Annotated in this window: 17 protein-coding genes and 10 pseudogenes; 16 read left to right on the plus strand and 11 right to left on the minus strand. The window is 60.7% G+C overall.

Annotation, left to right across the window (positions count from 1 at the left end; translation table 11 throughout):
• Positions 1–55: 55 nt before the first annotated feature.
• Entirely contained in the window at positions 56–802 is a 747-nt protein-coding gene (locus AC0X69_RS20120) for a response regulator transcription factor (protein ID WP_482613697.1), read from the plus strand.
• A gap of 185 nt (positions 803–987) precedes the next feature.
• Positions 988–1,059 (plus strand): annotated as a pseudogene (locus AC0X69_RS20125) (ATP-binding protein); the annotation flags it as partial.
• A gap of 47 nt (positions 1,060–1,106) precedes the next feature.
• On the opposite strand, the gene AC0X69_RS20130 reads toward AC0X69_RS20125, so the two are convergent.
• Together AC0X69_RS20130 and AC0X69_RS20135 are read right to left on the minus strand one after the other, a co-directional pair.
• Positions 1,107–1,418 carry a hypothetical protein gene (locus AC0X69_RS20130; protein WP_482613841.1) on the minus strand — a complete coding sequence of 104 codons (312 nt, stop codon included), beginning with the start codon at positions 1,416–1,418 and terminating at the stop codon, positions 1,107–1,109.
• Positions 1,313–1,756 (minus strand): hypothetical protein, encoded by a 444-nt coding sequence (locus tag AC0X69_RS20135; RefSeq protein WP_482613862.1) that lies wholly within the window; start codon positions 1,754–1,756, stop codon positions 1,313–1,315. The genes AC0X69_RS20130 and AC0X69_RS20135 overlap by 106 nt, the downstream gene beginning before the upstream one ends.
• A 510-nt stretch (positions 1,757–2,266) precedes the next feature.
• On the opposite strand from AC0X69_RS20135, the pseudogene AC0X69_RS20140 reads away from it, so the two are divergent.
• Positions 2,267–2,491 (plus strand): annotated as a pseudogene (locus AC0X69_RS20140) (ATP-binding protein); the annotation flags it as partial.
• A gap of 147 nt (positions 2,492–2,638) precedes the next feature.
• Here the strand turns inward: AC0X69_RS20140 and AC0X69_RS20145 are convergent.
• A complete protein-coding gene (locus AC0X69_RS20145) occupies positions 2,639–3,181 on the minus strand; it encodes a hypothetical protein (protein WP_482613699.1) in 543 nt (180 codons plus the stop codon).
• A gap of 47 nt (positions 3,182–3,228) precedes the next feature.
• The gene (locus AC0X69_RS20150) at positions 3,229–3,657 is read right to left on the minus strand and encodes a hypothetical protein (RefSeq protein WP_482613701.1); all 429 of its coding nucleotides are present in this window, start codon (positions 3,655–3,657) and stop codon (positions 3,229–3,231) included.
• Positions 3,658–4,071: 414 nt separating this feature from the next.
• Between AC0X69_RS20150 and AC0X69_RS20155 the strand changes: the two are divergent.
• Positions 4,072–4,714, plus strand: a pseudogene (locus AC0X69_RS20155) (IS110 family transposase); the annotation flags it as partial.
• 310 nt (positions 4,715–5,024) lie between these two features.
• Positions 5,025–5,536 (plus strand): annotated as a pseudogene (locus AC0X69_RS20160) (IS5 family transposase); the annotation flags it as partial.
• Positions 5,537–5,566: 30 nt separating this feature from the next.
• On the opposite strand, the gene AC0X69_RS20165 reads toward AC0X69_RS20160, so the two are convergent.
• Complete coding sequence (locus tag AC0X69_RS20165; RefSeq protein ID WP_482613702.1) at positions 5,567–6,628, minus strand: IS481 family transposase; 1,062 nt, start codon at positions 6,626–6,628, stop codon at positions 5,567–5,569.
• Positions 6,629–7,075: 447 nt separating this feature from the next.
• Here AC0X69_RS20165 and AC0X69_RS20170 point away from each other — a divergent pair.
• Positions 7,076–7,531 (plus strand): annotated as a pseudogene (locus AC0X69_RS20170) (ATP-binding protein); the annotation flags it as partial.
• Between the two features lie 5 nt (positions 7,532–7,536).
• Here AC0X69_RS20170 and ltrA read toward each other — a convergent pair.
• Positions 7,537–8,856, minus strand: a complete 1,320-nt coding sequence (gene ltrA / locus AC0X69_RS20175; RefSeq protein WP_482613842.1) for a group II intron reverse transcriptase/maturase — start codon at positions 8,854–8,856, stop codon at positions 7,537–7,539.
• Positions 8,857–9,538: 682 nt separating this feature from the next.
• On the opposite strand from ltrA, the pseudogene AC0X69_RS20180 reads away from it, so the two are divergent.
• From AC0X69_RS20180 to AC0X69_RS20190, 3 genes and pseudogenes are all read left to right on the plus strand, one after another.
• Positions 9,539–9,742: pseudogene (locus AC0X69_RS20180) on the plus strand (integrase core domain-containing protein); the annotation flags it as partial.
• A gap of 319 nt (positions 9,743–10,061) precedes the next feature.
• Positions 10,062–10,610 carry a hypothetical protein gene (locus AC0X69_RS20185; protein ID WP_482613703.1) on the plus strand — a complete coding sequence of 183 codons (549 nt, stop codon included), beginning with the start codon at positions 10,062–10,064 and terminating at the stop codon, positions 10,608–10,610.
• 520 nt (positions 10,611–11,130) lie between these two features.
• Positions 11,131–11,655 carry an IS110 family transposase gene (locus AC0X69_RS20190; RefSeq protein WP_482613705.1) on the plus strand — a complete coding sequence of 175 codons (525 nt, stop codon included), beginning with the start codon at positions 11,131–11,133 and terminating at the stop codon, positions 11,653–11,655.
• A 351-nt stretch (positions 11,656–12,006) separates the two neighbouring features.
• Here the strand turns inward: AC0X69_RS20190 and AC0X69_RS20195 are convergent, their stop codons facing one another.
• From AC0X69_RS20195 to AC0X69_RS20210, 4 genes and pseudogenes are all read right to left on the minus strand, one after another.
• Complete coding sequence (locus AC0X69_RS20195; RefSeq protein WP_482613706.1) at positions 12,007–12,639, minus strand: hypothetical protein; 633 nt, start codon at positions 12,637–12,639, stop codon at positions 12,007–12,009.
• A gap of 57 nt (positions 12,640–12,696) precedes the next feature.
• Positions 12,697–14,340: a POTRA domain-containing protein gene (locus tag AC0X69_RS20200; RefSeq protein WP_482613707.1), complete on the minus strand. Its 1,644-nt coding sequence runs from the start codon at positions 14,338–14,340 to the stop codon at positions 12,697–12,699.
• Positions 14,341–14,815: 475 nt separating this feature from the next.
• Positions 14,816–15,221, minus strand: a pseudogene (locus AC0X69_RS20205) (type II toxin-antitoxin system VapC family toxin).
• Positions 15,218–15,418 (minus strand): AbrB/MazE/SpoVT family DNA-binding domain-containing protein, encoded by a 201-nt coding sequence (locus AC0X69_RS20210; protein ID WP_482613708.1) that lies wholly within the window; start codon positions 15,416–15,418, stop codon positions 15,218–15,220. Before AC0X69_RS20210 ends, AC0X69_RS20205 begins: the two are co-directional and overlap by 4 nt.
• 793 nt (positions 15,419–16,211) lie before the next feature.
• On the opposite strand from AC0X69_RS20210, the gene istA reads away from it, so the two are divergent.
• The 3 genes and pseudogenes from istA to istB form a co-directional block, all read left to right on the plus strand.
• Positions 16,212–17,441 carry an IS21 family transposase gene (gene istA / locus AC0X69_RS20215; RefSeq protein ID WP_482613709.1) on the plus strand — a complete coding sequence of 410 codons (1,230 nt, stop codon included), beginning with the start codon at positions 16,212–16,214 and terminating at the stop codon, positions 17,439–17,441.
• Positions 17,442–17,514: 73 nt separating this feature from the next.
• Positions 17,515–18,777: an IS256 family transposase gene (locus AC0X69_RS20220; RefSeq protein ID WP_482613710.1), complete on the plus strand. Its 1,263-nt coding sequence runs from the start codon at positions 17,515–17,517 to the stop codon at positions 18,775–18,777.
• Between the two features lie 90 nt (positions 18,778–18,867).
• Positions 18,868–19,512: pseudogene (istB, locus tag AC0X69_RS20225) on the plus strand (IS21-like element helper ATPase IstB); the annotation flags it as partial.
• A gap of 6 nt (positions 19,513–19,518) precedes the next feature.
• Here the strand turns inward: istB and AC0X69_RS20230 are convergent.
• Positions 19,519–21,621 carry a recombinase family protein gene (locus AC0X69_RS20230; RefSeq protein ID WP_482613712.1) on the minus strand — a complete coding sequence of 701 codons (2,103 nt, stop codon included), beginning with the start codon at positions 21,619–21,621 and terminating at the stop codon, positions 19,519–19,521.
• A 511-nt stretch (positions 21,622–22,132) separates the two neighbouring features.
• Here AC0X69_RS20230 and AC0X69_RS20235 point away from each other — a divergent pair.
• The 4 genes and pseudogenes from AC0X69_RS20235 to AC0X69_RS20250 form a co-directional block, all read left to right on the plus strand.
• Positions 22,133–22,357 (plus strand): annotated as a pseudogene (locus tag AC0X69_RS20235) (ATP-binding protein); the annotation flags it as partial.
• A gap of 114 nt (positions 22,358–22,471) precedes the next feature.
• The gene (locus AC0X69_RS20240; protein ID WP_482613714.1) at positions 22,472–22,840 is read left to right on the plus strand and encodes a hypothetical protein; all 369 of its coding nucleotides are present in this window, start codon (positions 22,472–22,474) and stop codon (positions 22,838–22,840) included.
• 104 nt (positions 22,841–22,944) lie between these two features.
• Complete coding sequence (locus AC0X69_RS20245) at positions 22,945–23,313, plus strand: hypothetical protein (protein ID WP_482613716.1); 369 nt, start codon at positions 22,945–22,947, stop codon at positions 23,311–23,313.
• 367 nt (positions 23,314–23,680) lie between these two features.
• Positions 23,681–23,884: pseudogene (locus AC0X69_RS20250) on the plus strand (transposase); the annotation flags it as partial.
• Positions 23,885–24,120 lie beyond the last annotated feature (236 nt).

Here is a 24,120-nt window from a genome sequence, read left to right on the forward strand (position 1 = left end):
GAGGAAACTCGAGCGCTAGATAAGCGTTGTTGAGGGGTGAGTTGGGGAGATTCAAATGCACCACGATTCTTGTTTACACGGCGGGTTGCAGCCGAGCAACTCCAATTGCTCAGCGCGCGCGAAGGAATTCCTCAAGACGATCGTCCTCATTGAACGGAGGGCTCTTATCCGTGAATGCCTGGCGCGCTGTATCGGCTCAGAGATCGGCTGCACTGTCGTGACTTTCGCCGACGCAGACAGTTGGAGGCTAGAAAGAGACCAACTTCGGCCCAGCCTCGTCGTTCTCGGCCAGTTGGAATGTAACCGGAGTAGCGAAAGCGGACAAACGTTCCGCGACTTTCTCGAAGATGAATCCGGCGCCCCAGTGGTCGTCATGTGCAACCCCTTGGAAATGGAAGAAATCATGGACGCTTTCCGCTGGGGCGCGAGAGGTGTGATTTCCTTCGACACCACGATCGAGATCACTCTACAGGCTATTCGGCTGACGCTCGTGGGAGGCGTGTTCATCCCAGCTGCCCTGGTATTTTCCGGATCGAATTGCCTCGTCAATGGGAAGGCCGCGTCCGATCCTGAAAAGGGCATTTTCACCGCGCGTGAGAAAGCCGTCATTCAGGCGCTTCGCGAAGGCAAGGCCAACAAGGTCATCGCGTCAGATCTTCGGGTAAGCGAAAGCACGATCAAGGTGCACATCCACAATGTGATGCGCAAGCTTGAGGTCAACAACCGGACCGAGGCGGTGATCAAGATCGCAAGGCTCAATTCGGTCATTGCCACCGACCGTTGCACGACAGCAGAGATCTAGGTCGGCTTTAGTCGCTGCCGACGCTGCCAAGCTTGGACAGGGGAGACTCCCCACCGTTTGTAAAGTGCCATCAAGGGTGGGGATTGGGGTCAGGACTCATTGATTGAGAAAGAATGCGACGGCTGCGGCGATACAGATGGCCGAGAAGAAGGCGTGGGCGCAACGGTCGTAGCGGGTGGCGACGCCGCTACGAAAAGAGCGCCATGATCCTCACCTCAAACCGCGGCTTCGCGGAATGGGGCGAGATCTTCGGCGAGGATCGGACGGACCGGCAGCGGCAAGCTGTTCGCCCGCAAAAAGCGCATTACGGCTCGAGCGCTCTGCAACTCCCGGAACTTGGCGAAGACGAGCTGGAGACGGGCCTGCACCTCCTCGTCGGGATTGAGAATGATCGCTCCCGCGCGGTCGTGGCGAGCCCGGCAGGCAATGGCAAGCGGAGTTCACCGCGCGACGCCTTTTGGCGTTCTCCCTGATGGAGGCGCATGCGAATCTGGTGCAGCTCCGCCTCGCTCATGATGCCGGACAGCCCCAGCAGCAAGCGGTCGTGATAGACGCGCGGGTCATAGAGGCGCTCGCCATCCGCGATGAGCACGCCGAACACCGAGCAAAGTTCCAGGAGCTGATGCCAGTCGCGATTGTTGCGCGCCAGGCGCGACGCATCGAGACTGACCACGAGACCGCATTGCCAAGGCCGATCTCGGCAATCAATTTTTGAAAACCGTGGCGCTCGACGCCACCCGCGCCCGATTTTCCGAGGTCCTCGTCGATGACCTGGACACGCTCATGAGGCCATCCCAGCCCGATGGCGCGATCGACGAGGCGGTATTGCAGCTCCGTGCTTTCCTGGGGTTGCCGCACCTGGTTCACCGACGATTGCCGGACGTAGACGTAAGCGAGTTTGGCGCGATGCGAGGTGGTCAGGCGCTCGTCAGCGTCGCTCAATGTCATCAGCATGAGCGCTCCCCCTTCTTGTTGCATCGTCGGCCGGCTGCATGCGCCGCATCAGTTGCGCGAGCAGCTGGGCGAGCTGCGTTTGCGTCTCGGCCGACAGATTGGGCCAAAGGCGGGAAGATGCTGTCGGGAGCCGGCCGGATGCGCAGGCCGGAGTCGACGGCGATAGAGACGCTACGCGACGCGGAAGAGCTTGAAGAGTCATCGCGAATCACCTCCTCGACCAGGAGGGACAGCGTCGCGTTCAAATGCCGCGCCAATGGGATCAGCGTGCGCACACTGACGCGCGGTGGATCAAGCCCCTCTTATCCGCGGGGGGCGACGCGTGGCCAAGATCCGTGCAGGAAATCCGGATCGAACGCCTTCGCCCGTCTGGCAATGCGACAACGACAAAAGCGGGACCGCGTCCCGAGCGTTCCGGCAAAACTGTAAACCGCTGGCCGAAAAGCGAAAGCCGAGAATCCGTGACCGTGGTCACGCACCCCAGCCGTTCGAGAATTGTATCATTCTGCGATGTTCGGTGATCCCGTCGTCGCCACAGCGCTCCTCGACCGTCTCCTGCTTCACGCCGTCGTCTTCCAGATCGAAGGCTCGAGCTATCGCCTGCGCGAGCACGCCGACCTCTTGCCCGAACATGTTCGGACGAAAGCCAGCATCCAACCTGCGCCAATCCCGCCGACCCTCCGGCGCCGGGGACGACTGCCCAAAAACGGAGGCGACGATCAAGACCTCGGCTGATCGCCACGCCCGCCAGCTGGGGAATTCTACTCCGGCGCTTCTGGGGAAATTAAGGTCGGCATTTACAACGCTCGGGAACGCTTTGATTAGCGACCATGGGAGAGCCGCCTCACGCGGTTGCCTCCCATGTTTAAGCTTTTTGGCCGATTAGAAGCCAAAGTTGCCATTCCCGTTGTTGTTGCCGTTGAAGCTGCCGATATTTCCGTTACCGTTGTACATACCGCCGTTGTTGTTGCCGTTGAGGGCGCCGATATTGTTATTTCCGCTCGTCGAGCTCGTGTTTCCATTGCCGTTGTAGGCTCCGATATTGCCCGTTCCGCCATTCATATAGCCAGCATTGCCGGAGCTGTTGAATGTATTGCCGTTGGCGTTGCCGTTACCGATGCCCACATTGCCATTGCCGTTACCGTTGCCGCTACCAAAGCCTAAATTGCCGTTGCCGTTGCCGTTGCCGTTACCAAAGCCGGCGTTCAGATTTCCGTTGAAATTGCCGCTCACAGAGCCGTAGTTGCCGTTGCCGTTGCCGTTCCCGTTGCCGCCCCCGACATTACCGTTGCCATTGAAGTTGCCGCTGCCCGCCGCGAGCGACGCCGTCGTGGCCATTGCCCCGGCGGCTGTCAATGCGATCAGGATCGCCGAAAGACGTAGTTGCCGTTTCATGGATTCCTCCACGTAATCGAATTTTTCCAACACCAGGGCGTCCCTGGGGGAAACCCCAGGGACGCCTTCTGGCAAGATCAAAAGCCGAAGTTGCCGTTGCCGTTGCCGTTGCCGCTCCCAAAGCCGATGTTCCAGTTGCCGTTTACGTTGCCGTGACCAACGCCGATGTTGCCGTTGCCGTTGGCGTTGCCGTTGCCGACGCCCCAGTTGCCGTTGCCGTTGGCGTTGCCGTTGCCGAGGCCCCAGTTGTTGTTGCCGTTGGCGTTGCCGTTGCCAAAGCCGGCGTTGCCGTTGCCGTTCAGGTTGCCGTTGCCAACGCCGACGTTGCCGTTGCCGTTGCCGTTGCCGTTAAGGGTGCCGAAGTTGCCATTGCCGTTGCCGTTGCCGTTAAACGCCCCGACGTTGCCGTTGCCATTGAAGTTGCCGTTAGAATCGGCGAAGGCGGGGACGGTGGCGGTGGCGGAGGCGATAAGGGCGCTCGCAAAAAGGAAGGTCTTGATTTTCATAATCCCATCTCCAATCCTGTTCAGCCCCGAGGACTCCAACCCTCCCGCGAACCTCCCGGTCTACATCCCCTCGGCGTCAGTTGCGACCGAGTCTCTTGCAGACGACGGGTCGGGATCAGTGGCCCGAAGCGAATGCAGCATGAACGACTTCCGGAGAGGTTGAGAATTTGGCTTTTACGCCTACACCGGCCGACCCAGGCGGCACCCGTGTGGTGGGGGCTCTTTTGCCGGAAAGTTCGAGGCTTCTGGTCGAAGCTCACAAAAAGGAATCGAAAGATTTAATATGTTTGGACGAAGGAAATAAACTTTAGGGTTGCGGGGCTTTCGAAGACGATGCCTGACAACACCTAATTTGAGCCGCGCATCTTGGCGTTTTTGAGGCGATCACTCCGGCTATCCGCCTCAGAGCCGATCCTGAAAGAAGTTGAGTCCAAAGAGTCGCTCGGCATCGATCTTGGCAAGAATTCATGCAGCCTCGCGGGTTTGGATGCCGCTGGTCGAATTGTTCTGAGGCGAAGGCTGCGGCGGGACGCGCTGGAAAAATTTGTCGTTGGGCTCGGGCGTTGCATTGTAGCGATGGAAGCTTGTTGCGGCGCCCATCATCTCGGGCGGATTTTCGCGGCCCGGGGCCACGAGGTGCGGTTGATGTCGCCGGAATATGTTCGCCCCTATGTGAAGTCGCAGAAGAACGACGATCTCGACGCCGAGGCGATCGCGGAAGCCGCGACCCGACCCTCGATGCGTTTTGTGCCGGTGAAGAGCCAGGATCAATCCGATATCCAGGCATTGCACCGGGCGCGTGAACGCCTCGTGTCGGAAAGAACTGCGCTGATGCCGCGCCTGCTCGGCATCAGCAAACGCGGCAATCGCTACTTGCGCAAGAATCTGATCCATGCGCCCGGGCAGCGTTGCCTTACCTCGTCGAGCGTGAGACGCCGCTGGGCGCGGCCTTCTGGAACGAGCACACAAGAACGTCGTCGTCGTGGCCTTGGCGAACAAGTTGGCGCGGATCGCGTGGGCGGTGTTGGCGCGCGGCGGCAACTACGACCCCAGTTCGAAGCAATGGCCGCCTAAAGGAACAGCCCGAGCTGCGCTCATGACGGGCGCTCACGGGTCACAAACGTCTGCGTGAGGTGACGGAAGATGGCTGACAGTCGAACGGCGGCTTGAAAACCTGAACAAGTGAACGGCCGAAAATTCCGCTGTGATTATGAGGATCGAGTGCGCGGATCTCCATCTTGGCCGGGTCAACAACCCGAGACCGGATACGTTGAAGCACACTGACCAGAGCCAGATGAAAACCACCCTTGCAGACGGGCGGGCCATACGTTCTCTTGCGAAGAGGATGATTCGCAAGGGAGTCGCGGATGTGGAAGCCGGAGCATCGCGTCTTGGCCGATCGTCGCGGCCTTCGTTACCCTTCATATCTAACGGATGAGGAGTGGGCTCTTATTGGGCCTTTCATTCCGCCGGCCAAGCGCGGCGGGCGCAAACGAACGGTCGATGTGCGCGAGGTTCTCAACGGGATTTTTTACGTGCTCGCCACAGGCTGTCAGTGGAAAGCCCTGCCCAAAGACCTGCCGCCCAAGAGCACGGCGCATTCCTACTTCATGCTGTGGGATTGGAGCGGGACCTTGGAGCGTATTCACGACGCTCTTTATGTCGCCCTGCGCGAGACGGATGGTAAGGAGGCTTCTCCGACGGCGGCGATCATCGACAGCCAGAGCGCCAAAGCCGCTCAAAAGGGGGCGCGTCGATTGATCCGCAAGGGTTTGACGCGGGCAAGAAGGTCACGGGGCGCAAGCGCCAGGCCCTCGTCGACACGCTCGGCCTCTTGCTCGGCGTGAGCGTCTTGCCCGCCAATATTCAGGATCGTGACGACAGACGGCCTGAGTTGGCCGATATCGTTTCAGGCGGCGTTGCTCTCCTCGTTTGCCTGAAGATGACCTGATTTTTCGCGCGCCAGCGGCAACGCGTCAATGAAGGTTTGCATCGGTGTCTTGCCGAAGCACCATTTGCCATGATGCGGACGGATTTCGTTGAACGCGCGCATCCACAGGTCGAGATCGGCCTGCAGCTCATCGATCGTCGCATAGACCCTCTTGCGGAAGGCGATGCGATAGAATTCGTCGAGCATGGTCTTGTGGAAACGCTCGACGATGCCGTCGGTTTGCGGGCTCTTCGCCTTGGTGCGCGTATGGTCGATGTCCTCGACCGCGAGATACAGCTCGTATTCGTGCCGCTCGGGGTTGCCGCAATATTCGGTTCCGCGATCGGTGAGCACGCGTTGCAGCGGAATGCCGTGCTCCTCGTAGAAGGAAATGACGCGGTCGTTTAAGAGCTCGGCGGCGGTGATCGGCGTCTTACGGTCATAGAGCTTGGCGAAGCCGACCTTCGCGTAGGTGTCGACGAAGGTCTGCTGGTAGACGCGGCCGACGCCTTTCAACGTGCCGACGTAGAAGGTGTCCTGCGCGCCGCAATAACCGGGGCATTCGGAAACGAATTCGCCATGCGCTTCCTTGTCGGACTTGGCTTTTTCCAGGGCGGCGACCTGCGCCTCGGTGAGGATCAGCTGCTCCTGCGCCATCTTGGCTTCGAGCGCCTTCAGCCGGTGTTTCATGGTCGCGAGGTCGTGGCGCAGCCAGATCGAGCGCACGCCGAACGGCGATACGCTGATCCCTTTCTTGGCCAGTTCGTTGGCGACACGCGTCTGCCCCCAGGCCGGCTGGTCGATCGCCATGGCGACGACCGCCGCTTCGGTCTCGGGCGCGACCCGGTTCTTCAGCAACGGCCTGCGGCGAGACAGTTCCTGCAGCGCCAGTTCGCCGCCTTTGTCATAAAGGTCCTTGAAGCGATAAAAGCTGTCGCGGCTGTACCCCATGATTTTGCAAGCCTGGCTGACGTTGCCAAGCTGCTTGGCCAGCTCGAGCAGGCCTGCCTTGGCGCGGATGATTTTCTGTTCCTGGGTCATTTCGGTGTCTCCTGGAGACGCCGTGGCGGGGGCTGCGCTACCCCGACCAACTCCGCCCCCGCCACGGCTCCCACGCGTGGCTAAAAACACCGTCCGTCAGATTAAGTCAAAACTTATACAACATAGGTTCGGACGTTCGGGACCATGCCTCTTGGAAATCCGTCCGAGCCGAGCGTCGATAATATGGCGCAAGATGCGCTGATGTTTGAGCAGCGGCTCGAACAGCGCCCGCGCCCGATTGCCTGGCGCCTACTCGTTAGCGTCCGACGGCCTCTTTCGTCGGAAAGGATCAAGGTGAGTCCTTCCATTTTCGGCCTCGTTCGTTGGTTCGTTGCTGGATTTGCGCGACGACCTCGTCGAACTCGTCATCACCGTGCATCTGCGCCAATGCGGATCGATCAAATAGGCGGCGCGCCGGAAGGCCCTCCGTTGGATGCCCGCTTGAAGATGGCGTTTGATCTCGCCGCTTGCCAGCGCGGCCTGTCCGTCGCCTTCACCACGGCCGCCGGCCTCGTGCATCAATTGATGAAGGCGCGCGACGAAAAGCGTCTGCTCAGGCTCCAGGCGCAACTCGCCGCCGTCAAGCTGCTCGTCGTCGACGAACTCGGCTATGTGCCACTGTCGCAAACCGGCGCCGAACTGCTCTTCGAGGTGTTCCGCCAGCGTCACGAACGTGGATCGACGATCGTCACATCCAATCTGCCATTCGACGAATGGACCGGCGTCTTCGGCAATCAGCGTCTCACCGGCGCGCTGCTCGACCGCCTGACCCACCACGTCCACATCCTGGAAAGTAGAGTCGAAGACGGGCGCGGTAGTATGGCCGATTGGCCGATACCCCGTTTCCCGTCCCCGCTCATCGAACCGGACGTGCCGATTTCCGGCATCCGGCTCTCCGATTGACTTCACTACAAAGCTGTCGGTCGCGACTGGTAGTAGACGCTCGCCATTTGGAGCACGCCGATTTCTCCGAACACGAGGCTCCGAGAGAACCGACGACTGCCGCGTGTGCCTACCTTGTGCCGTCTCGCGAGGAAGTTCCGCATCCGATCATAGACGTGATTGTCGATCGCCCGGTACGCCGGCACACGCGTCCCCACCGAGAAGTAATTCGCCCATCCCCGAAGGACTCGGTTCAGGTCTAAAACGATCTCGTCCAGGGGGCGGCTATCGCCACGTCGTAGCATCGATCCAACCTTGTCCTTGATCTTTTGAGTGCTCTTCCTTGATGGGCTGGCGCCGAGATACCAATGGCCATCCTTCCGAAAGTGATGTGGTCCGAACGCATAGCCAAGAAAATCGAACCGCTCTCGCCGAGCGTCCCTCACCGAGGTTTTGGTCTCATTGACGGTCAACCCCAGTTTGGTCATCACACCTCTCGTCCATTCCAAGGCCGCGCGCGCATGCCCGTGGCTCAGAATGACAAAGTCGTCCGCGTAGGCGACGACTTTTGCGGAGAATGCATCCGAGCGCCCTGTCAGCCGCCAGTGCTTCAGGAACCGGTTCATGTACAGGTTACTGAGCAGTGGGCTAATCACCCCGCCTTGAGGGGGGCCGCGCTTGTTCGATTTTCCACCAGAAATGGCCTTCTTACCGTTCGCGCCTTGCTCCTCGACCGGAGTCGTCAGCCACATCTTGACTAGATGGAGGACGTCTCGATCAACGATCCGGCAAGCGACTGACTGCATCAGTGCGCCATGAGGGATCGTATCGAAGAACTTGGCGAGATCGGCATCGACCACATCCGTGTAGCCCCGGCAAATCAGCCGGTGCACTTCCTTGATAGCGTTCGTTGCGCTTCGCCTCGGACGATATCCATAGACATTCTCTTCCAGGTCCGCTTCGAAGATCGGCTCAAGGAGAAGCTTGGCGGCTGTTTGTACCACGCGGTCCCGGATCGTCGGGATGCCGAGTGGCCGTTCTCCACCCCCGGGCTTCGGGATCATTACCCTGCGCACCGGCGCTGCCTTATACGTCTTCGCTGCGAGATCCATCCGCAAGTCCGATAACCACTTCTCCAGCCCCTCCGCCTCGATCATCGCGAACGTAATCCCGTCCACCCCCGGAGCCCCGCGATTCGCGCGAGCCAACCGGTATGCGTGGAAAAGAATGTCCTCCCGACATATCTTGTCGTAGAGCAGGTAGAAGCGGAAAGCGGGTTCGGCCTTCGCTTTACAGTAGAGCTTTCTCTGAAGGGTCCGGATATTCAACGGTGTTTCAAGGTTCATCGCCAATCACCACACCTTCCCATCTTCAAAAGCATGCCAAAAGTCGGGGTCCTTCCCTCCCCCGGCATTACCCGGCTTCGACAGTACTATGACCCCGTCCGACTCCCGCTTGGACCGCCGCCCTGAAAGACGACGTAGAGGTCACTGACCTCGTCCAGAACGGGTCTCCCCCGTTGCCCGTATCACCTTCCCGGCGTGCCATGCCCATTACCCCGGCGGATCGACTGGGGGCATGCGTCGATTACTTGCCCAGTCGTGCAGCCTTCCCCGTCATTCAGTCGGGTCGGCATCCGCGATTTCACTTTCGAGGCCTGCTCAGGCTTCACTCACGTTATGGCCCGTCGGATTGCTCGACCGCCCAAGGCGGCCTTTGTCACGAGGCTTCAGTCCGGCCAGTTACCCAACCCAACCGCTCGTCAGCTACCAGACCAATCGACAATTATCTGGGTGGAACCTTCCTCCACTGGCGATACGCGCCATCGGGGCGCACTGAACGGCGAGAGCTATCGCCTCAAGCAATCGAGGGCCCGGCGTCGTAAGGAGCCGCAGCCCACCGCCGAGCAGACCATAGATCCCGATACCGGCGAAATCTCGCCGACGTAGCCCGAAATTTTTTCCGCCGCCAACATGCAAAGGGGCCCATCAGGCCCCTTTGCATGTCGGCGATCGCGACCAACTGGCCTGGTTTTACTCCGGCGACCTGAAGGCGAAAATCGCCGCCTTCGTCGATCACTATAATCATCGCCGCTATCACCAGAGCCTGAACAATCTCGCGCACGCCGACGTCTACTGCGGACGCGGCGCAAAAATCCTGCGTGAACGCGAAAGGATCAAACGCATCACCATCGAAAATCGACGCTTGCACGATCAAATGACCGCCGCTTAAACTCAATCGTCAGATGAGCCGCGTCCTCCGTTAAATCGCTGCACAGCCTGTCTCAAATCATTCGACGACGGACAATGCGTACGCAGTTTTCCCGTGGGTGGATTCGAACGGACTATGCGCGTGCCCTTATGGATGGCTGCGTCCTTATCCTCGTCAGAGCAATGGTTCATCGGATCGGCCCTGTGGTCCTAGGGCGCACACGGCGACTGGACACGACCTGGGCAGGAGACTTGTCGACGCCTCGAGGTGGGCCATATTAATAAATGAGCCCGGCTCAATCGACGATGCCCGGAGCAAGGAGAACGCGCAGGAGTTCACGATGAGTCGGGCCAAGATAATTGTCGCGGCGCAGGGAGCCCTCCTCGCCAGTCTGGCCATCAGCACGGCTTTGAGCGCAGAGGGAACCTATCCGAATTTCTCTGCGCCGGCGGGCCTGCTGGGCATCGGAGGCGCGGCCCCAGCTTATCAGGGCACTAGCGGCCTCAGCAACGGTTTTAACTTCGGAGTCGATGGGCCATCGCTTCAAACTAATTTCTCCGGGGGCTTTGGCACCCCGAGCCTAGCGCCGCCGCCGACCGTTACAGCCGGGAGTGGCAATGGCAATGGCAACGGCAACTTCGGCAGCTTCAACGGCAACGGAAATAGTGGCAATGGCAATGGCAACGGCAACTTCGGCAGCTTCAACGGCAACGGAAATAGTGGCAATAACAACGGAAATAACAACTCTGGCAACGGTTACGGAAATTTCAAAGCCACTAACAATAATGATAACGGGCTTTGGTGGACAAACACTCAAAATTTGAAGGCAATTCAAGCGGAGTACTGTAGGCGAACTGGAGAATGTGGGCACAAGCGCGGTCTTCGCTGAAAGTAAATCCAAATAGGGCGCGTTGCCGACGCTTAAGACATCGAAACCGATGCGCGTGCGTCAATCGCCGCTCTTAAGCCTCAGGTGGAAATCTTTGCCGACGTCTTCCCCCTGTACCTCTCGCATGCGGTTCTTGGAATGCACGCCGCGAGGTCGCGCGAAGTGAAGCGTAGCGGCGTAGCGTGGCCCGCGGGCGAGGGCCCAAATCAGCGTAGCCTTTACCGAGCCGATTCGTCGGGAGCAACCAATCGCCCCCTGTGACCCGATCACTTTGGGGACGCGTGCCCCGACGAATTGGCGGCGATAGATTCCCCGTGGGGAGTTTCGCGCCGGACGTGTAGCCCACTTAAGCGCCAGTACAGGGATCGGCGGAGGTTGCGGTGGCTCGTCTTTTGGAGCGGGGAGCAACTATGACTGATGGACGATGGTATGCGGGCGTTGATTGGGCGAGTGAGAGCCATCATGTGCTCCTGATGGACGTCGATGGTCGCAAAACCGTGAAAAAATCCCGCACGGCCCCGTGGTCGAGACGCTGATCGAACGCGGCTTCAAGGTTCACGCCATCAACCCGAAGCAGATGGCTCGCTTTCGCGACCGCTTCACACTGGCGGGCACCAAGGATGACAGCCGCGACGCCAAGTTGATGGCATCCTCGTTGCGTAGCGATCCTCGTTGCTTTCTGCTGCTCGCGGTCGCTGACCCCGTCGTCATCGAATTGCGCGAATGGTCGCGCATCGCCGAGCACCGTGGCGCCGAGCGCGATCGCCTCACAAATCGTCTGCGAGAGCAGCTCTGGCGCTATTGTCGCCGTTGGGACGCGGCGCATGTTCTGGACATGTTGCGCCAGCCGCCGGTGCGGGCGTCGCTGCCGGAACGACGGAGGCCGCAAGCGCGCAAGTCACGACGCTCATTGCGCGCATCCCGCTCGTCGACCAGCTCAAGAACGCGCATCGCCGGCTCGACGCCCTCACCGCCCGGCTTGTTCCGTCGGAGGAGGCCGGGCCGGGGCAGAGGATCCTCGCGTCCTTGCCGGGAGTGGGAATGATCGTGCTCGCCACGCTGTTCGCAGAAGCTTTCGATGCCCTGCGGCGATAAGATTACGCCGCCTTGCGAAGTTCGACAGGGTCGCGCCGGCCCGCCATAACCGGCTCGCCAACGCCAGTATCATTGGGCACGCGTCGCCGTGCAGCACGACCCCAGAAGCCGCTCCGAAATATGCCGCCCTCCGAAGACGAGGTCACAGCCACGGCCGCGCCTTGCGATCGGTCCCAGACCGCCTCGTCAACGTCGCCTGCGCCATGCTAAAAACAGGCACCACCTTCAGTTCCTCGTTGGCGAAAAAAATCGCTTGTTAAACGGTGGCGAGTCCCCCTTCGCGATCAGCTGACCGGAAACGCTATTGAGCTTCCGCCATGCCCACCCGCTTGTGCTTACGCGCACGCCGAACGCGTGGCGCAGGCTCCGCAGGCTCGACGGCGGCCGGCAGCGGGGCGACCTGTTCGTACTCCTCGCATATTCCGAAGAGGCTGTAGCGCATGCAGCGCGTGGCAACCTGTGCGGTCTCGCCAGCTTGGCAGACGACGCCTTCAAGCGCCAGCGCTTGGGCCACCTGCGAATCGTTGCACAAAATTTGCGTGGCCGCAACCCGATGCCCCATAGCGTAAAGGGTGCGTGAAAACAGGCGCAGATTGCAGCCTTTGTCCTGTGTAGTCACGGCCACGGTTAATCCAAAGCCGGGCCCTGAGCCGCCGGCGCTGGCGCTGGCGATACAGCTTTCGATGCCGGAGGCGGCGAGACCCGGCGCATAGACGCTCGGCGTGTTGGCGCGCATCTGCCGGTTGTAGCTGCTGACGCCCGGGATGACCGTGGTGCTGTTGCTCGTCACGTTGCCGCTGCCGTTGCCATTGCCGTTGCCGTTGGCGAATCCAACGTTGCCGGTCCCGTTACCGCTGCCGCTGCCGCTGATGACTTGCGCGTTCGACACCGTCGTAAGCGCGATCAGCGCCATGAAGACAGTCAGAATTCTCACAGTGTTGTTCCTTCCGTTTGCGTCAGCGCGAACGCGATCTCGCATACTGCGGGGAACTCAAAATTGCACAGCGTACGCAAAATTGGTCCTGTATCCGCTCGGATAGACTAAGTCGTAGGTGGAGTAGTCCTTGGCGACCTCGACGCTCAACGAGGAACCAACAGGCACACCGTTGATGCTGATGTCCATGCGCAGCCCGCCGCCCAAGGATGTGACGCCGAAGTCTTTTGGCTGGCCCCTAAAGGGGACTTGGAAAACGCCTCGCCCCGTCGCCGCGAAGATATAGGGCGTGGGGAACGCGCTCCCGAAGTCGAGTTTCAGTTGCCCCAGGGGCCGCGAGAGTTCGCCGCGCGCCGTATAGCCGCGATCCGCGTTGACCGTGCCCGAAGCGAAGCCGGACACGGCGATGCCCGTCGCGTCGAGCGACAACTGTTCCGCCTGGGGCAGCGAGAGCCCGAAGTTCGTCTGACCGCGTAAAAAGAGCGCAAACTGGAAGCCTTCCGGCAAGGCTTGGAACAGACGGGCGAAAACGGAGAGCTTGCTGAAAAGGGGCGTTTCAAAAGGACGCGTCCCGGGAATCCCGAGAAACAACGGGTTCTCCGGGAATCGCCCCGCGATGCCCTTGGAGTATTCTGCCGTTAACATCACCTTTGCGCCCGAAGGCGAGGGCAGAAAAAATCCCGCATCCCCGTGAAGGCGGAAAACGTCGTAACGGTCCCGAGCCACGTCGTAAATGGCGAGCCCGGGCCAGAGGAAGACGGCAGGCAAGGGATTGAACCGGATACGCTGGTTGATGTGCTCATAGGCGGCTTGCAGCCAGAGCTCGGTGCTCAGATTGAGGATGAGCGGATAACTGAGGCGCGCATAGGCCTGCTCGAACAACTGCGGCGACCGCTCACCAGCCACCGTATAGAGCCAGCTGAAGGAGTACGGGAGAGGCGTTGGCCGCGTGCGAACCTGCAAATAGCCAGCCGTGGCCGACAGGCCGTCCGCGCCGATCGGAACATTGACGCCGCCGCCGTAAAACTGAAACTTGGCGTTTCCGTCCCAGACTCTGCTGAAATCGGAACTCGACGCCACGCTGCCGAAGAATTGCTCGCCCAGGCCCAGCACGTTATTTACGCGCAAGGATTGCGAAAACTCCCAAGTGCCGAGGTATCTGGAGAGACGATTGTCGACGCTCGTCGTCCCCTGGACGACACGTTCCGTCGCCACCAGTTCGAGCACTTCGCCGCCCGGCCGCGTCCCCTCCTTGCGCGTGAAGTTGAAAGTGAGGCCGGGCAGACGCCCTGCGAGGAGAATGCGACGCTGGATCTCCTCTATCCTCTCGTGCCTTACGCCCAGTAGTGGACGCAGGCGTTCCAGAAGGAGTGGTCGGACGTCCTGCGGCGCTCTCGAAACGTCGATCCGTTCGATGAAGCCGTCGACGATATCGAGACTCACCACGCCGCTGGCTAGGCTTTCCGGCTTCAGTCTCACTTGCACGAGCGGATATCCCGCGGCGGCGTAAGCGTAATCGAGCGAGCGAGCGAAATCGTAGATTTGCGCGACGCTCACTCGCTTGCCCTCGATCTGGGCGATCAACTCGCGAGTTTTAGCGTCCAGCTCGGGAAAGCCGTTGGTGACGTTGACTTGACGGACGACGACAAATGTCTTTTCCGAGCCTGGGGGAGTTTGCAGAAGCGCAAAGCCCGGCTCCAAAACAGGTCTCGACGTCCCCGGGGCGGCGACGTCCGCGCCGGCAGGGATGAGCTTGTTCAGATTGATCGACTGCGCCCACGCGGCAGGTGCCGCCAGGCCAAAAAGCGCGCAAAGCGACCCCGCCGCACCGAATCGCCGCAGCGAGCCGGTGAGGAGCTGTCTCCGCGCTTGCGAGAGGCGCGACGGCCTCACGCGATACAGTCCGGCTAGGGATGTTTGGGTCCGCGCGCTCATTGAGTCTCAGAAGCGGTTCGAAGGGGCGTCTACAATCGAAACCACAAAACTTGATTCTATCGGAGACGACTAGTGCAAAAATGCCACAGCCCTCGCAGAACCCGATTGGCGCAGCCGCCCTGGGCGGCCGCAAGCGCAATAAATGGAAAACGGTAGGCTACGCGCGACCTTGCCAAGCCCTCGTCCCGGCGACGGGACCTCAGAAGAAGCGGCCCCAACCCTGCTTCCCTCAACGCCGCGTTCATTTCCTCCCAAGCAGCTTCGCTTCGCCGCCGGTCGACGAGATCAGCTCGACCGCTTCTTTGTCGAAGCTCGCAAAAATGCGACCTCCCGCGCGCCGGCCCTCAAAAGCGATCACGCCATCCGCGAAATCGCCGCCCTTATCAAGAACGCCAAGACCGGCTTCGACGGCGGGACGATCGACCACGACGCTCGCGCTTTCGATCAATCTTCTCAAGGCGTTGGCCCACTTCCGAAGGTTTTTTCTTGTAACCGCGCGTCAGCACCCAGACGAATTCACAATGCGACGGCAGCGTCACAGCCACAATTTCGGCGTTGAGCAGCGCCTTGACCGCGAGAGAGCTTTGGACCGGATCGTCCATCACGGCGGCTCGGACAAGAATATTTGTATCCGCCGTGATTTTCACCGCTCGCCCGCCCAACCCTTGCGAGCAATCTCATTCATCTCTTCGATCGACAGCTTCGGCGCTCCCGGCTTTTTCAGACAGCCGACAAACGCTTCTAGCTTCGCCGGCGTCTCAGCCGGCCTCACCTCAACCCACCCAGGAGAGACGAGCTCCACCGTAATCTTGTCGCCGGGCTTGACGCCAAGCTGGTCCAGCACCTCCTTGCGGAAGGTGACTTGCCCCCTTGGAGGTAATTTTCAGCGTGCTTTTCATCATGGCCTCGGGTGGGCGCCGCCTGTGCGAAGCGGTCGAAACAAAAAGTAAGGCGCTATTACCTTACTTGCAAGATCATCGAGGCGGCCATTCAACGGGATGGTCCGTACCGCACCACGTGCCGTTCAACGACGACGACAGTGATTGGGGTGACGCAGGTCCGCGGTTTAAGGAGTCCGAAGCGTTTGAAAAAGAATGTTCTACGCGGCGTCCCGCCAGTAGCAGAACAAAGCGTTCTCCATAGTGGGTCTTGGGATGTATCGGACCTCCGCTACCACCGATCCCCCCGACGCGGCGATCCGCATATTGGGGTAAGCGTTCGGAGCATCCATGAGCAGAGCAAGGCGTCCCTGAAGCTGGATGGCAAAGCCGTCGCCTGAGGGTATGACGACTGCTTTCGCGACCAGTTCACGGATTTTCTCCGCCGCCTCCGCGTTGTCGGGGGTAACCCCTCGGCGAAAACATCGTTTAACTGTCCAACCAGCCTCTCATAATGCCGAAGCGCGGCCGGGTGCAGGCCGACGATCTTTTCCGGCTCTGGTTGCGCCTCCAGCTCCGCCAGCAACGCCACTTTTTGCGCCTCAACGAGGCCGTTGTGAGTGCCGGTCGTAAACTCCCCAAATGTGCCGGTTGAAAATTCCCCAGTTTTCGTGACGCCCGGCCTTCCAGGGCATGCCCTGGAAGGCCGGGCGGCGCCGACTCGCCGATGCTGCTCCCCTTGGCGGAAGGGAGGGCTCGGTGATCAAACTCGGGGAAATTGTCATGATCCTGGAATTACATCGTCAGGGCGTCTCTGTGTCCGCGATCGCGCGCCAGCTCGGAATCGACCGGAAGACCGTCCGCAAGCACATCGCCGCGGGGCTGACGGCGCCCAGCTACAAGGCGCGGCCGCCGCGCGAACGCGCGATCGCAACTTTCGAGGCCTATCTGCGGGAGCGCCTCGTCGCCTATCCGGCGCTGAGCGGCCGCCGGCTATGGCGAGAGATCAAGGATCGCGGATATGCCGGCGGCTACACTGCGGTCACCGACTTCCTGCGCGAACTTCGGCCGCCGCGCTCGAAAGGCTTCGAGGTGCGCTTCGAGACGCCGCCTGGCGAACAGGCTCAGGTCGACTTCGCCCGCTTCGATGTCGAGTTCCTCGACGAGCTCGGCGTCAAGCGGATCGTCTGGCTCTTTTCCATGGTCCTGGGGCATTCCCGCTTCATCTGGGCGCGCTTCGTCCTGCACCAGGATATGCAAAGCGTCCTACGCTGCCATATGGCCGCCTTCGAGGCGCTCGGCGGCGTCCCGCGCGAGATCCTCTACGATCGCATGAAGACGGCCGTTATCGGGGAAGACCCGGATGGCCTCGTTGTCTACAATCGCGCGCTACTGGATCTGGCGCGCCATTACGGCTTTCAGCCGCGCGCCTGCAAACCCTACCGCGCCAAAACGAAGGGCAAGGTTGAGCGGCCCTTCCGCTACATCCGGGAAGACTTTTTCCTCGGCGGCGCCTTCCGCAATCTTGATGACCTGAACGCCCAGCTCCGAATCTGGCTCGATACGATCGCCAATCCGAGGGTCCACGCCACGACCAGGCGCGTCGTCGATGAGGCTTTCGCCGAAGAGAAGGCGTCGCTCAAGCCGGTGCCGTCGACGCCCTATCAGGCGGTGCTTCGGCTCGAGCGGCGCGCGTCGCATGAAGGCATGGTCAGCGTCGGCGGCAATCTCTACAGCGTCCCGGACACGACCCGGCGACGCGTCCTTGATGTCCATGTCTTCGCCGACGCCATCCGCATCTTCGAGGAATTGATCGCCGCCCATGCGCCGCCCGAAGGCCGCGGCGAAAAACGTCTCGATCCGGCGCATCGCAGAATGCCGTTGCAAGCGTATCGTCGCCGGCCGCCCGACGCATTGCCGCCCCTCATGCTGCGCGCCGGCGATCACGCCGCGAGATGCCCGCTGGGAGCTATGGCGGAATCTAGGTGATGACGGTGTGAAGCAGGCGGCGTAACGGGGTTGGTGTCGAGCCGACCCGAACCTCCCGAGGGAGCGTTACGCCATGAACGAAAGTAAGGTTGTTTCCCTTCGTCAGAAAGACGAAATCGACGATCCGCTCACTGATATTTTGCGCTGTGGCGCGAAGCGGCTGGTGCAGCAGGCTGTAGAGGCGGAGTTCGCCGCCTTCCTGGCTGCGCACGCGGAACTGGAACTGCCGGACGGACGCCGGCGGGTCGTTCGGCATGGGCATGATCCGGTTCGTCCGATCCAGACGGGGATCGGGCCGGTCGAGGTGGCGAAGCCGAAAGCGCGCGATCGTGGCGCAGCAACCGCCGACGCGCGCATTCGCTATGTGTCGTCGATCTTGCCGAAATGGGCGCGCCGAACCAAAAGTCTCGATGTTCTTTTGCCGGCGCTTTATCTGCGTGGGATTTCCACCGGCGACTTTCAGGAAGTGCTGACGGCCTTGCTCGGAAAAGACGCGCCCAACCTTTCACCTGCGGTGATCGCGCGGCTCAAGGGCGAATGGGAGGACGAGCATCGGCGCTGGCAAGGGCGCGATCTGTCGGCTCGGCGTTACGTTTATGTCTGGGCTGACGGCGTCTATCTGCAAGCGCGCATGGAGCCGCAAGCCGAATGTATGCTGGTGGTGATCGGCGCCACGCCCGAGGGCAAGAAGGAGCTGCTCGGCTTTCAGACGGGTATGCGGGAAAGCGCGCAGAGCTGGAAGGAATTGCTCGTCGATTTGAAGGCGCGCGGATTGTCGATCGCGCCGGAGGTCGCCGTCGGCGATGGCGCGCTCGGCTTCTGGAAGGCGTTGGAGCAGACGTTCCCATCGACGCGCCATCAACGCTGCTGGCAGCACAAAACCCTGAACGTTCTCGACAAGCTGCCAAAGTCCATGCAGCCCAATGCGCATCAGGATTTGCGCGAAATCTGGCTTGCCGAGAACCGCGCGGCGGCCGAAGCCGCGATGACGATCTTCGCCGAGAAATACGCGCCAAAATACGACAGGGCCGTCGATTGCTTGCTCAAGGACCGCGACGCACTGCTGACGTTTTTCGATTTTCCCGCCGAACATTGGACGCATCTGCGCACGTCGAACCCGATCGAAAGCGCCTTCGCGACGGTCCGGCATCGCACAGTTCGCATGAAGGGCGCGCTTTCCCAGGACACGGCGCGCCTCATGGTCTTCAAGCTGATCATGGCGGCAGCGAAAAATTGGCGACGACTACAAGGACAAAGTCAGTTGCCGAAAGTTGTCAGCGGTGTAACATTCCGCGACGGCATCGAAGTCGCAAGCGAAGAAAAGTCCGCCGCTTGATTTACGCCGTCACCCAAAATCCCGCATAGCTCGCCCGCTGGCCTTCTATGACGCGGTGGGGCGCCGGCTGGCGATGCAGGGAGGCTCGCGATGAATGCAACGCCCTCCGCCGTCATCGACCGCGTCAAACGCAATCTCGTCGGCCTGAGAATGCCGCGCGCCCTCGAAATCCTCGACATCACCCTGCGCGGCATCGAGCGTGGCGAGACTACGGCGCTCGACGCGCTCGACATTCTGCTCACCGAAGAACTGACGCTACGCGAGAACCGCCGCGTCCGGATGGCGCGCCTGTCCGCCGTCAAGACGCTCGCCGGCTTCGACTTCGCCTTCCAGCCGTCGCTCGACAAGAGCCGCGTCATGGCGCTCGCCGAATTGCAGTTCATCGATCGCGCCGAAGCGGTTCATCTCATCGGACCGCCCGGCACAGGCAAAACCCATCTCAGCCTGGCGCTCGGCGTCGAGGCGGTTAAAGCCGGCCGCAGCGTCTACTTCGCCTGCCTCGCCGACATCATCACAACATTGGCCAAGGCCGAACGCGAAGGGGCGCTGCGGGAGAAGATCCGTTACTTCTGCCGCTTCTCGCTGCTGATCGTCGACGAGATCGGCTATCTGCCGGTTACGCCCGGCGGCGGCAATCTGTTCTTCCAGCTCGTCAACGCCCGCTATGAAAGGGGCGCCATGATCCTCACCTCGAACCGCGGCTTCGCGGAATGGGGCGAAATCTTCGGCGAGCCGACGTTTTCATGATGCCTCCTTTCTCGAACGCCTCATGCGCTGGAGGTGGGTGCGAAGCCTATCGATTTGTTCGATTGAGAGGTCGATTTGCCAAGGCTGGCCCTTCGTGAGCTGATGGCCGGCCAACAGTCCACGAGCGAGGTAATCGAAAATCGTTTGCGGCGTCACACCGATCGCCGATGCGGCGCCCTGGATCGAGTAGCTGCCGTCAGGCCACTGCGGCGGGTTCGCGTCGCCACCGTTGATTTTAACCGTTGGGATGCCCCAATGGGTGCGCAGCAACCAGACATTGCCTCCCTTGAATGCGCAACCACGCGCCGCGACAAAACCCTCTCGATTGAGGGTTTCCGCGATCTCTTTGTCCATCTTGTTGGCGGCGTTGAGCTCCGTGATCCGTCGCCGCAGCCCATCGAGATCGACGTAGTCGCGGTAAGTGTGAACGCGCCTCTGTAAGCAATGCTCACTGGTTGCGCCGGTCTGCCAGATAATCTTCAGCCATACCTGACCATGCGCCCGCTTTTGATCGAGGATCGCTTCGCGAACGATGAATCGCAAAATGCGTTTTTGGTCGGCGGGTGATGTTGTGGCCGCGCGCCAGATTCTCGGCAGGTTTTCGCCGAGCGTTTGCAACGAGGCGCGATCCGCCTCGTGCAACACGAGCGGCTCCTCTGCCCGCCAGCGTGCATGCTCGCGGTCGATCTCCTCGACGGCGCGCAGCTTCTCCTCCCAGGCCCGCTCCAGCGATCGCGCCACGAGCCGGTTTTCTGGTTCGACCGCATCATATTGGCGGCGCGCCCGCTCCGCCTCGTAGCGGGCGCGTTCGCGACGGAGCGCCCATTGCCGTTCGAGTTGTCGGCTCTCTTCTTCCAAGTGCCCCATGGCGGCGAGCGCGATCGCAATCCGATCCGGGGCCAGCGCGTCGAGGAGAACGTCTTCAACGAGCGCGTCGATCGGCATCGCCCGCACTTCCTGGCACAAGGCGACGCCTCGCTGATCCCGATCGGACCGGCAGCAATAGACTGGATAGTCGCCATTTGGTCCTGTGTAGCGCAGGCTCATGCGCCGGCCGCAACGACCACAAATAGCGACGCCCTGAAGCAGCGCCGAGCCTTTGCGCGGCGCGCCGGCGTGCCCCGCCTCGTAACGGTTGACGTTGTCCGCCAATCGTCGCTGGTTGGCCATGAACTCCTCCCAGCTGATGTAACCAGGGTGTGCGGCCTGCAAGCAAACCGCCCAATCGGTGACAGCCACCTTGACGGTTCCCCGGACAGAACCCGGGCGGCATCGGGCCGGGTCCCGTTGCCGACGGCCGTAGACATAGGCCCCAGCATAAGCGGGATTCTGAAGAATATTGCGAACCCGCGCGCTGTCGGCTTCGCGCCAGACAACATCATGTGGGCTCGGACCGAGGATTGGACGGACCGGCAGCGGCAAGCTGTTCGCCTGCAAAAAGCGCATTACGGCTCGAGCGCTCTGCAACTCCCGGAACTTGGCGAAGACGAGCTGGAGACGGGCCTGCACCTCTTCGTCGGGATTGAGAATGATCGCTCCCGCGCGGTCGTGGGCGAGCCCGGCAGGCAATGGCAAGCGGAGTTCACCGCGCGACGCCTTTTGGCGTTCTCCCTGATGGAGGCGCGTGCGAATCTGGTGCAGCTCCGCCTCGCTCATGATGCCGGACAGCCCCAGCAGCAAGCGGTCGTGATAGACGCGCGGGTCATAGAGGCGCTCGCCATCCGCGATGAGCACGCCGAACACCGAGCAAAGTTCCAGGAGCTGATGCCAGTCGCGATTGTTGCGCGCCAGGCGAGACGCATCGAGACTGACCACGAGACCGGCGTTGCCAAGGCCGATCTCGGCAATCAATTTTTGAAAACCATGGCGCTCGACGCCACCCGCGCCCGATTTTCCGAGGTCCTCGTCGATGACCTGGACACGCTCATGAGGCCATCCCAGCCCGATGGCGCGATCGACGAGGCGGTATTGCAGCTCCGTGCTTTCCTGGTGTTGCCGCACCTGGTTCACCGACGATTGCCGGACGTAGACGTAAGCGAGTTTGGCGCGATGCGAGGTGGTCAGGCGCTCGTCAGCGTCGCTCAATGTCATCAGCATGAGCGCTCCCCCTTCTTGTTGCGTCGTCGGCCGGCTGCATGCGCCGCATCAGTTGCGCGAGCAGCTGGGCGAGCTGCGTTTGCGTCTCGGCCGACAGATTGGGCCAAAGGCGGGAAGATGCTGTCGGGAGCCGGCCGGATGCGCAGGCCGGAGTCGACGGCGATAGAGACGCTACGCGACGCGGAAGAGCTTGAAGAGTCATCGCGAATCACCTCCTCGACGAGGAGGGACAGCGTCGCGTTCAAATGCCGCGCCAATGGGATCAGCGTGCGCACGCTGACGCGCGGTGGATCAAGCGCCCTCTTATCCGCGGGGGGCGACGCGTGGCCAAGATCCGTGCAGGAAATCCGGATCGAACGCCTTCGCCCGTCTGGCAATGCGACAACGACAAAAGCGGGACCGCGTCCCGAGCGTTCCGGCAAAACTGTAAACCGCTGGCCGAAAAGCGAATGCCGAGAATCCGTGACCGTGGTCACGCACCCCAGCCGTTCGAGAATTGTATCATTCTGCGATGTTCGGTGATCCAGTCGTCGCCACGGCGCTCCTCGACCGTCTCCTGCATCACGCCGTCGTCTTCCAGATCGAAGGCTCGAGCTATCGCCTGCGCGAGCACGCCGACCTCTTGCCCGAACATGTTCGGACGAAAGCCAGCATCCAACCCGCGCCAATCCCGCCGACCCTGCGTCGTCGCGGACGCCCGCCAAAAAACGGAGGCGCCGATCAAGACCTCGGCTGATCGCCACGCCCGCCAACTGGGGAATTTTACTCCGGCGCTTCTGGGGAAATTAACATCGGCATTTACAGCCGTTCTTTCTTGCCTCGGATTGAAACCTCTCTGGAGGCTTTAGCCATGAAAAAAAAACTACTCGTTATTCCTGCCGCTCTTGCGCTGGCGAGCATCTCTTCCGTCGCATTCGCTGATGGCTGGGGCTGGGGCGGCAGTAGCGTTACTGGCAGCTACAATCTCGCCGATTCCTGGGCCTCCGTTAGGCAGAGCGCGAACGGAAACTTCGGCAGCGTGATTACGCAGGATGCGACTGTCGTCCAAAACTCGCCGCAGTTTGACTGCAACTGCAAGGGCTCCATAAAGGGTAGCTACAACGGGGCGGACGCTACGGCGCACGTTTCACAGTCTGCCAACTACAACAAGTTCTCCTACATTGGTCAGACAGCGACCGTCATTCAGGGCTCGCCAAGCTTCACGAGCGGCGGCATGTGAGTGTAAACGGCGTCGTATCTAATAGCCAATGAGCTTCTGCGACCTGCGGCTATCGCAGACGCCCTCTCCACGAAAGGGATCTTTTCCTCACATGGGATAGCGCCATGAAATCCTCTCTCGCACACCTCAGCGTTAGCGTGATGCTGGCGACAGCCTTGAGCGCGGCGGAAGCTAACGCACAAGACTTAACGCGCACCTTTGTTTCGCCATTGCTTGACATTACGGCAGGCGTCCAATTTGGACAAAGCAATGAGTCGGTTAGGGTTCAAACGAGCGATGTCAATGTGTATGGCGTCGGCCAGGTTGGCAAAAGCAATCAGGCAGGCGTGATTCAAGAAGGCTATCGAAATGTGGCCCACATCACGCAAGTCGGCCCGACTTCTTCAGCCTTTGTCGGACAAAACGGCTTTCATAACCACGCAAACATAGTTCAGATCGCGAATGGCTGGACTGGCTTTTCCGGTTCGCCATAATCGCTCGAATCCATCGTGACGCTGTCTGAAGTTGGGGGGGCGCAAATGCGACGAGTTGTCGTCTTTCTGTGGAGCACGATCGCCATGACGGGAACAGGCTTCGCGGAAGAAACTATGATTGTCACTCGCTCTCACAACGGAAGCAGCTATGCTGAAATTACGCAGTCCGGCTCAGCGCAAGAGAAACCCGTTGTTACGACCAGAGAAGGCCCTGGTTATGTGATCACAGAGCAGCGTAGTAAAAACAGCAGAGCCGTGATTATACAACAGCAGAACTCCGGTGGACAGTGAGTCCTCCGGAATTTCGTCGTGATCGACCTGCTCGGCCCTATAAAAAGGGGGAAAAAAACTACTACGAGTTGAGGCGCTGACTTCTCATGGAGGGTCGGTAGCAGAAGCCGTTCGATCGATCGGCGTAACAGAGGTTACCTGTTATCGGTGGCGCCAAGAATATGGTGTCCTGAAATGTGGCCAAGTTAAGCGTCTGAAGGAGCTCGAACTGGAGAATACGCGGCTTCGGCAGGCGGTGTCTGACCTGATTTTAGAAAAGCAGATCGTCAAAGAAGCGGCGCTCGAAACCTTGAACGGAGCTCCCCGATCTGCTGATCTGGCGCAGCGCTCAGCGCCCTTGCCAACTTGCCGTGGAGCCGGCGGGTGATTACAGACACGCCGACATTGGCGTCATCAGAGGGTGCGGCGCGCATCAGGACCCGAACCGTTTCTGTGGGCGAATTCGGACAAAAATCGACAATTAAAAAACTGCTGCATATTCCACAGCTACTCCTGAACGCTCGGATATTTGAAGGC

This window comes from Methylocystis sp. Uni0008 (assembly GCF_056838045.1).

Coding starts and splice junctions, on each gene's coding strand:
- AC0X69_RS20120 (WP_482613697.1), top strand. CDS start 56: ATGCACCACGATTCTTGTTTACACGGCGGGTTGCAGCCGAGCAACTCC.
- AC0X69_RS20135 (WP_482613862.1), bottom strand. CDS start 1,756: ATGCTGATGACATTGAGCGACGCTGACGAGCGCCTGACCACCTCGCAT.
- AC0X69_RS20150 (WP_482613701.1), bottom strand. CDS start 3,657: ATGAAAATCAAGACCTTCCTTTTTGCGAGCGCCCTTATCGCCTCCGCC.
- AC0X69_RS20165 (WP_482613702.1), bottom strand. CDS start 6,628: ATGACCCAGGAACAGAAAATCATCCGCGCCAAGGCAGGCCTGCTCGAG.
- ltrA (WP_482613842.1), bottom strand. CDS start 8,856: ATGAACCTTGAAACACCGTTGAATATCCGGACCCTTCAGAGAAAGCTC.
- AC0X69_RS20185 (WP_482613703.1), top strand. CDS start 10,062: ATGAGTCGGGCCAAGATAATTGTCGCGGCGCAGGGAGCCCTCCTCGCC.
- AC0X69_RS20220 (WP_482613710.1), top strand. CDS start 17,515: ATGAACGAAAGTAAGGTTGTTTCCCTTCGTCAGAAAGACGAAATCGAC.
- AC0X69_RS20230 (WP_482613712.1), bottom strand. CDS start 21,621: ATGCTGATGACATTGAGCGACGCTGACGAGCGCCTGACCACCTCGCAT.
- AC0X69_RS20240 (WP_482613714.1), top strand. CDS start 22,472: ATGAAAAAAAAACTACTCGTTATTCCTGCCGCTCTTGCGCTGGCGAGC.
- AC0X69_RS20245 (WP_482613716.1), top strand. CDS start 22,945: ATGAAATCCTCTCTCGCACACCTCAGCGTTAGCGTGATGCTGGCGACA.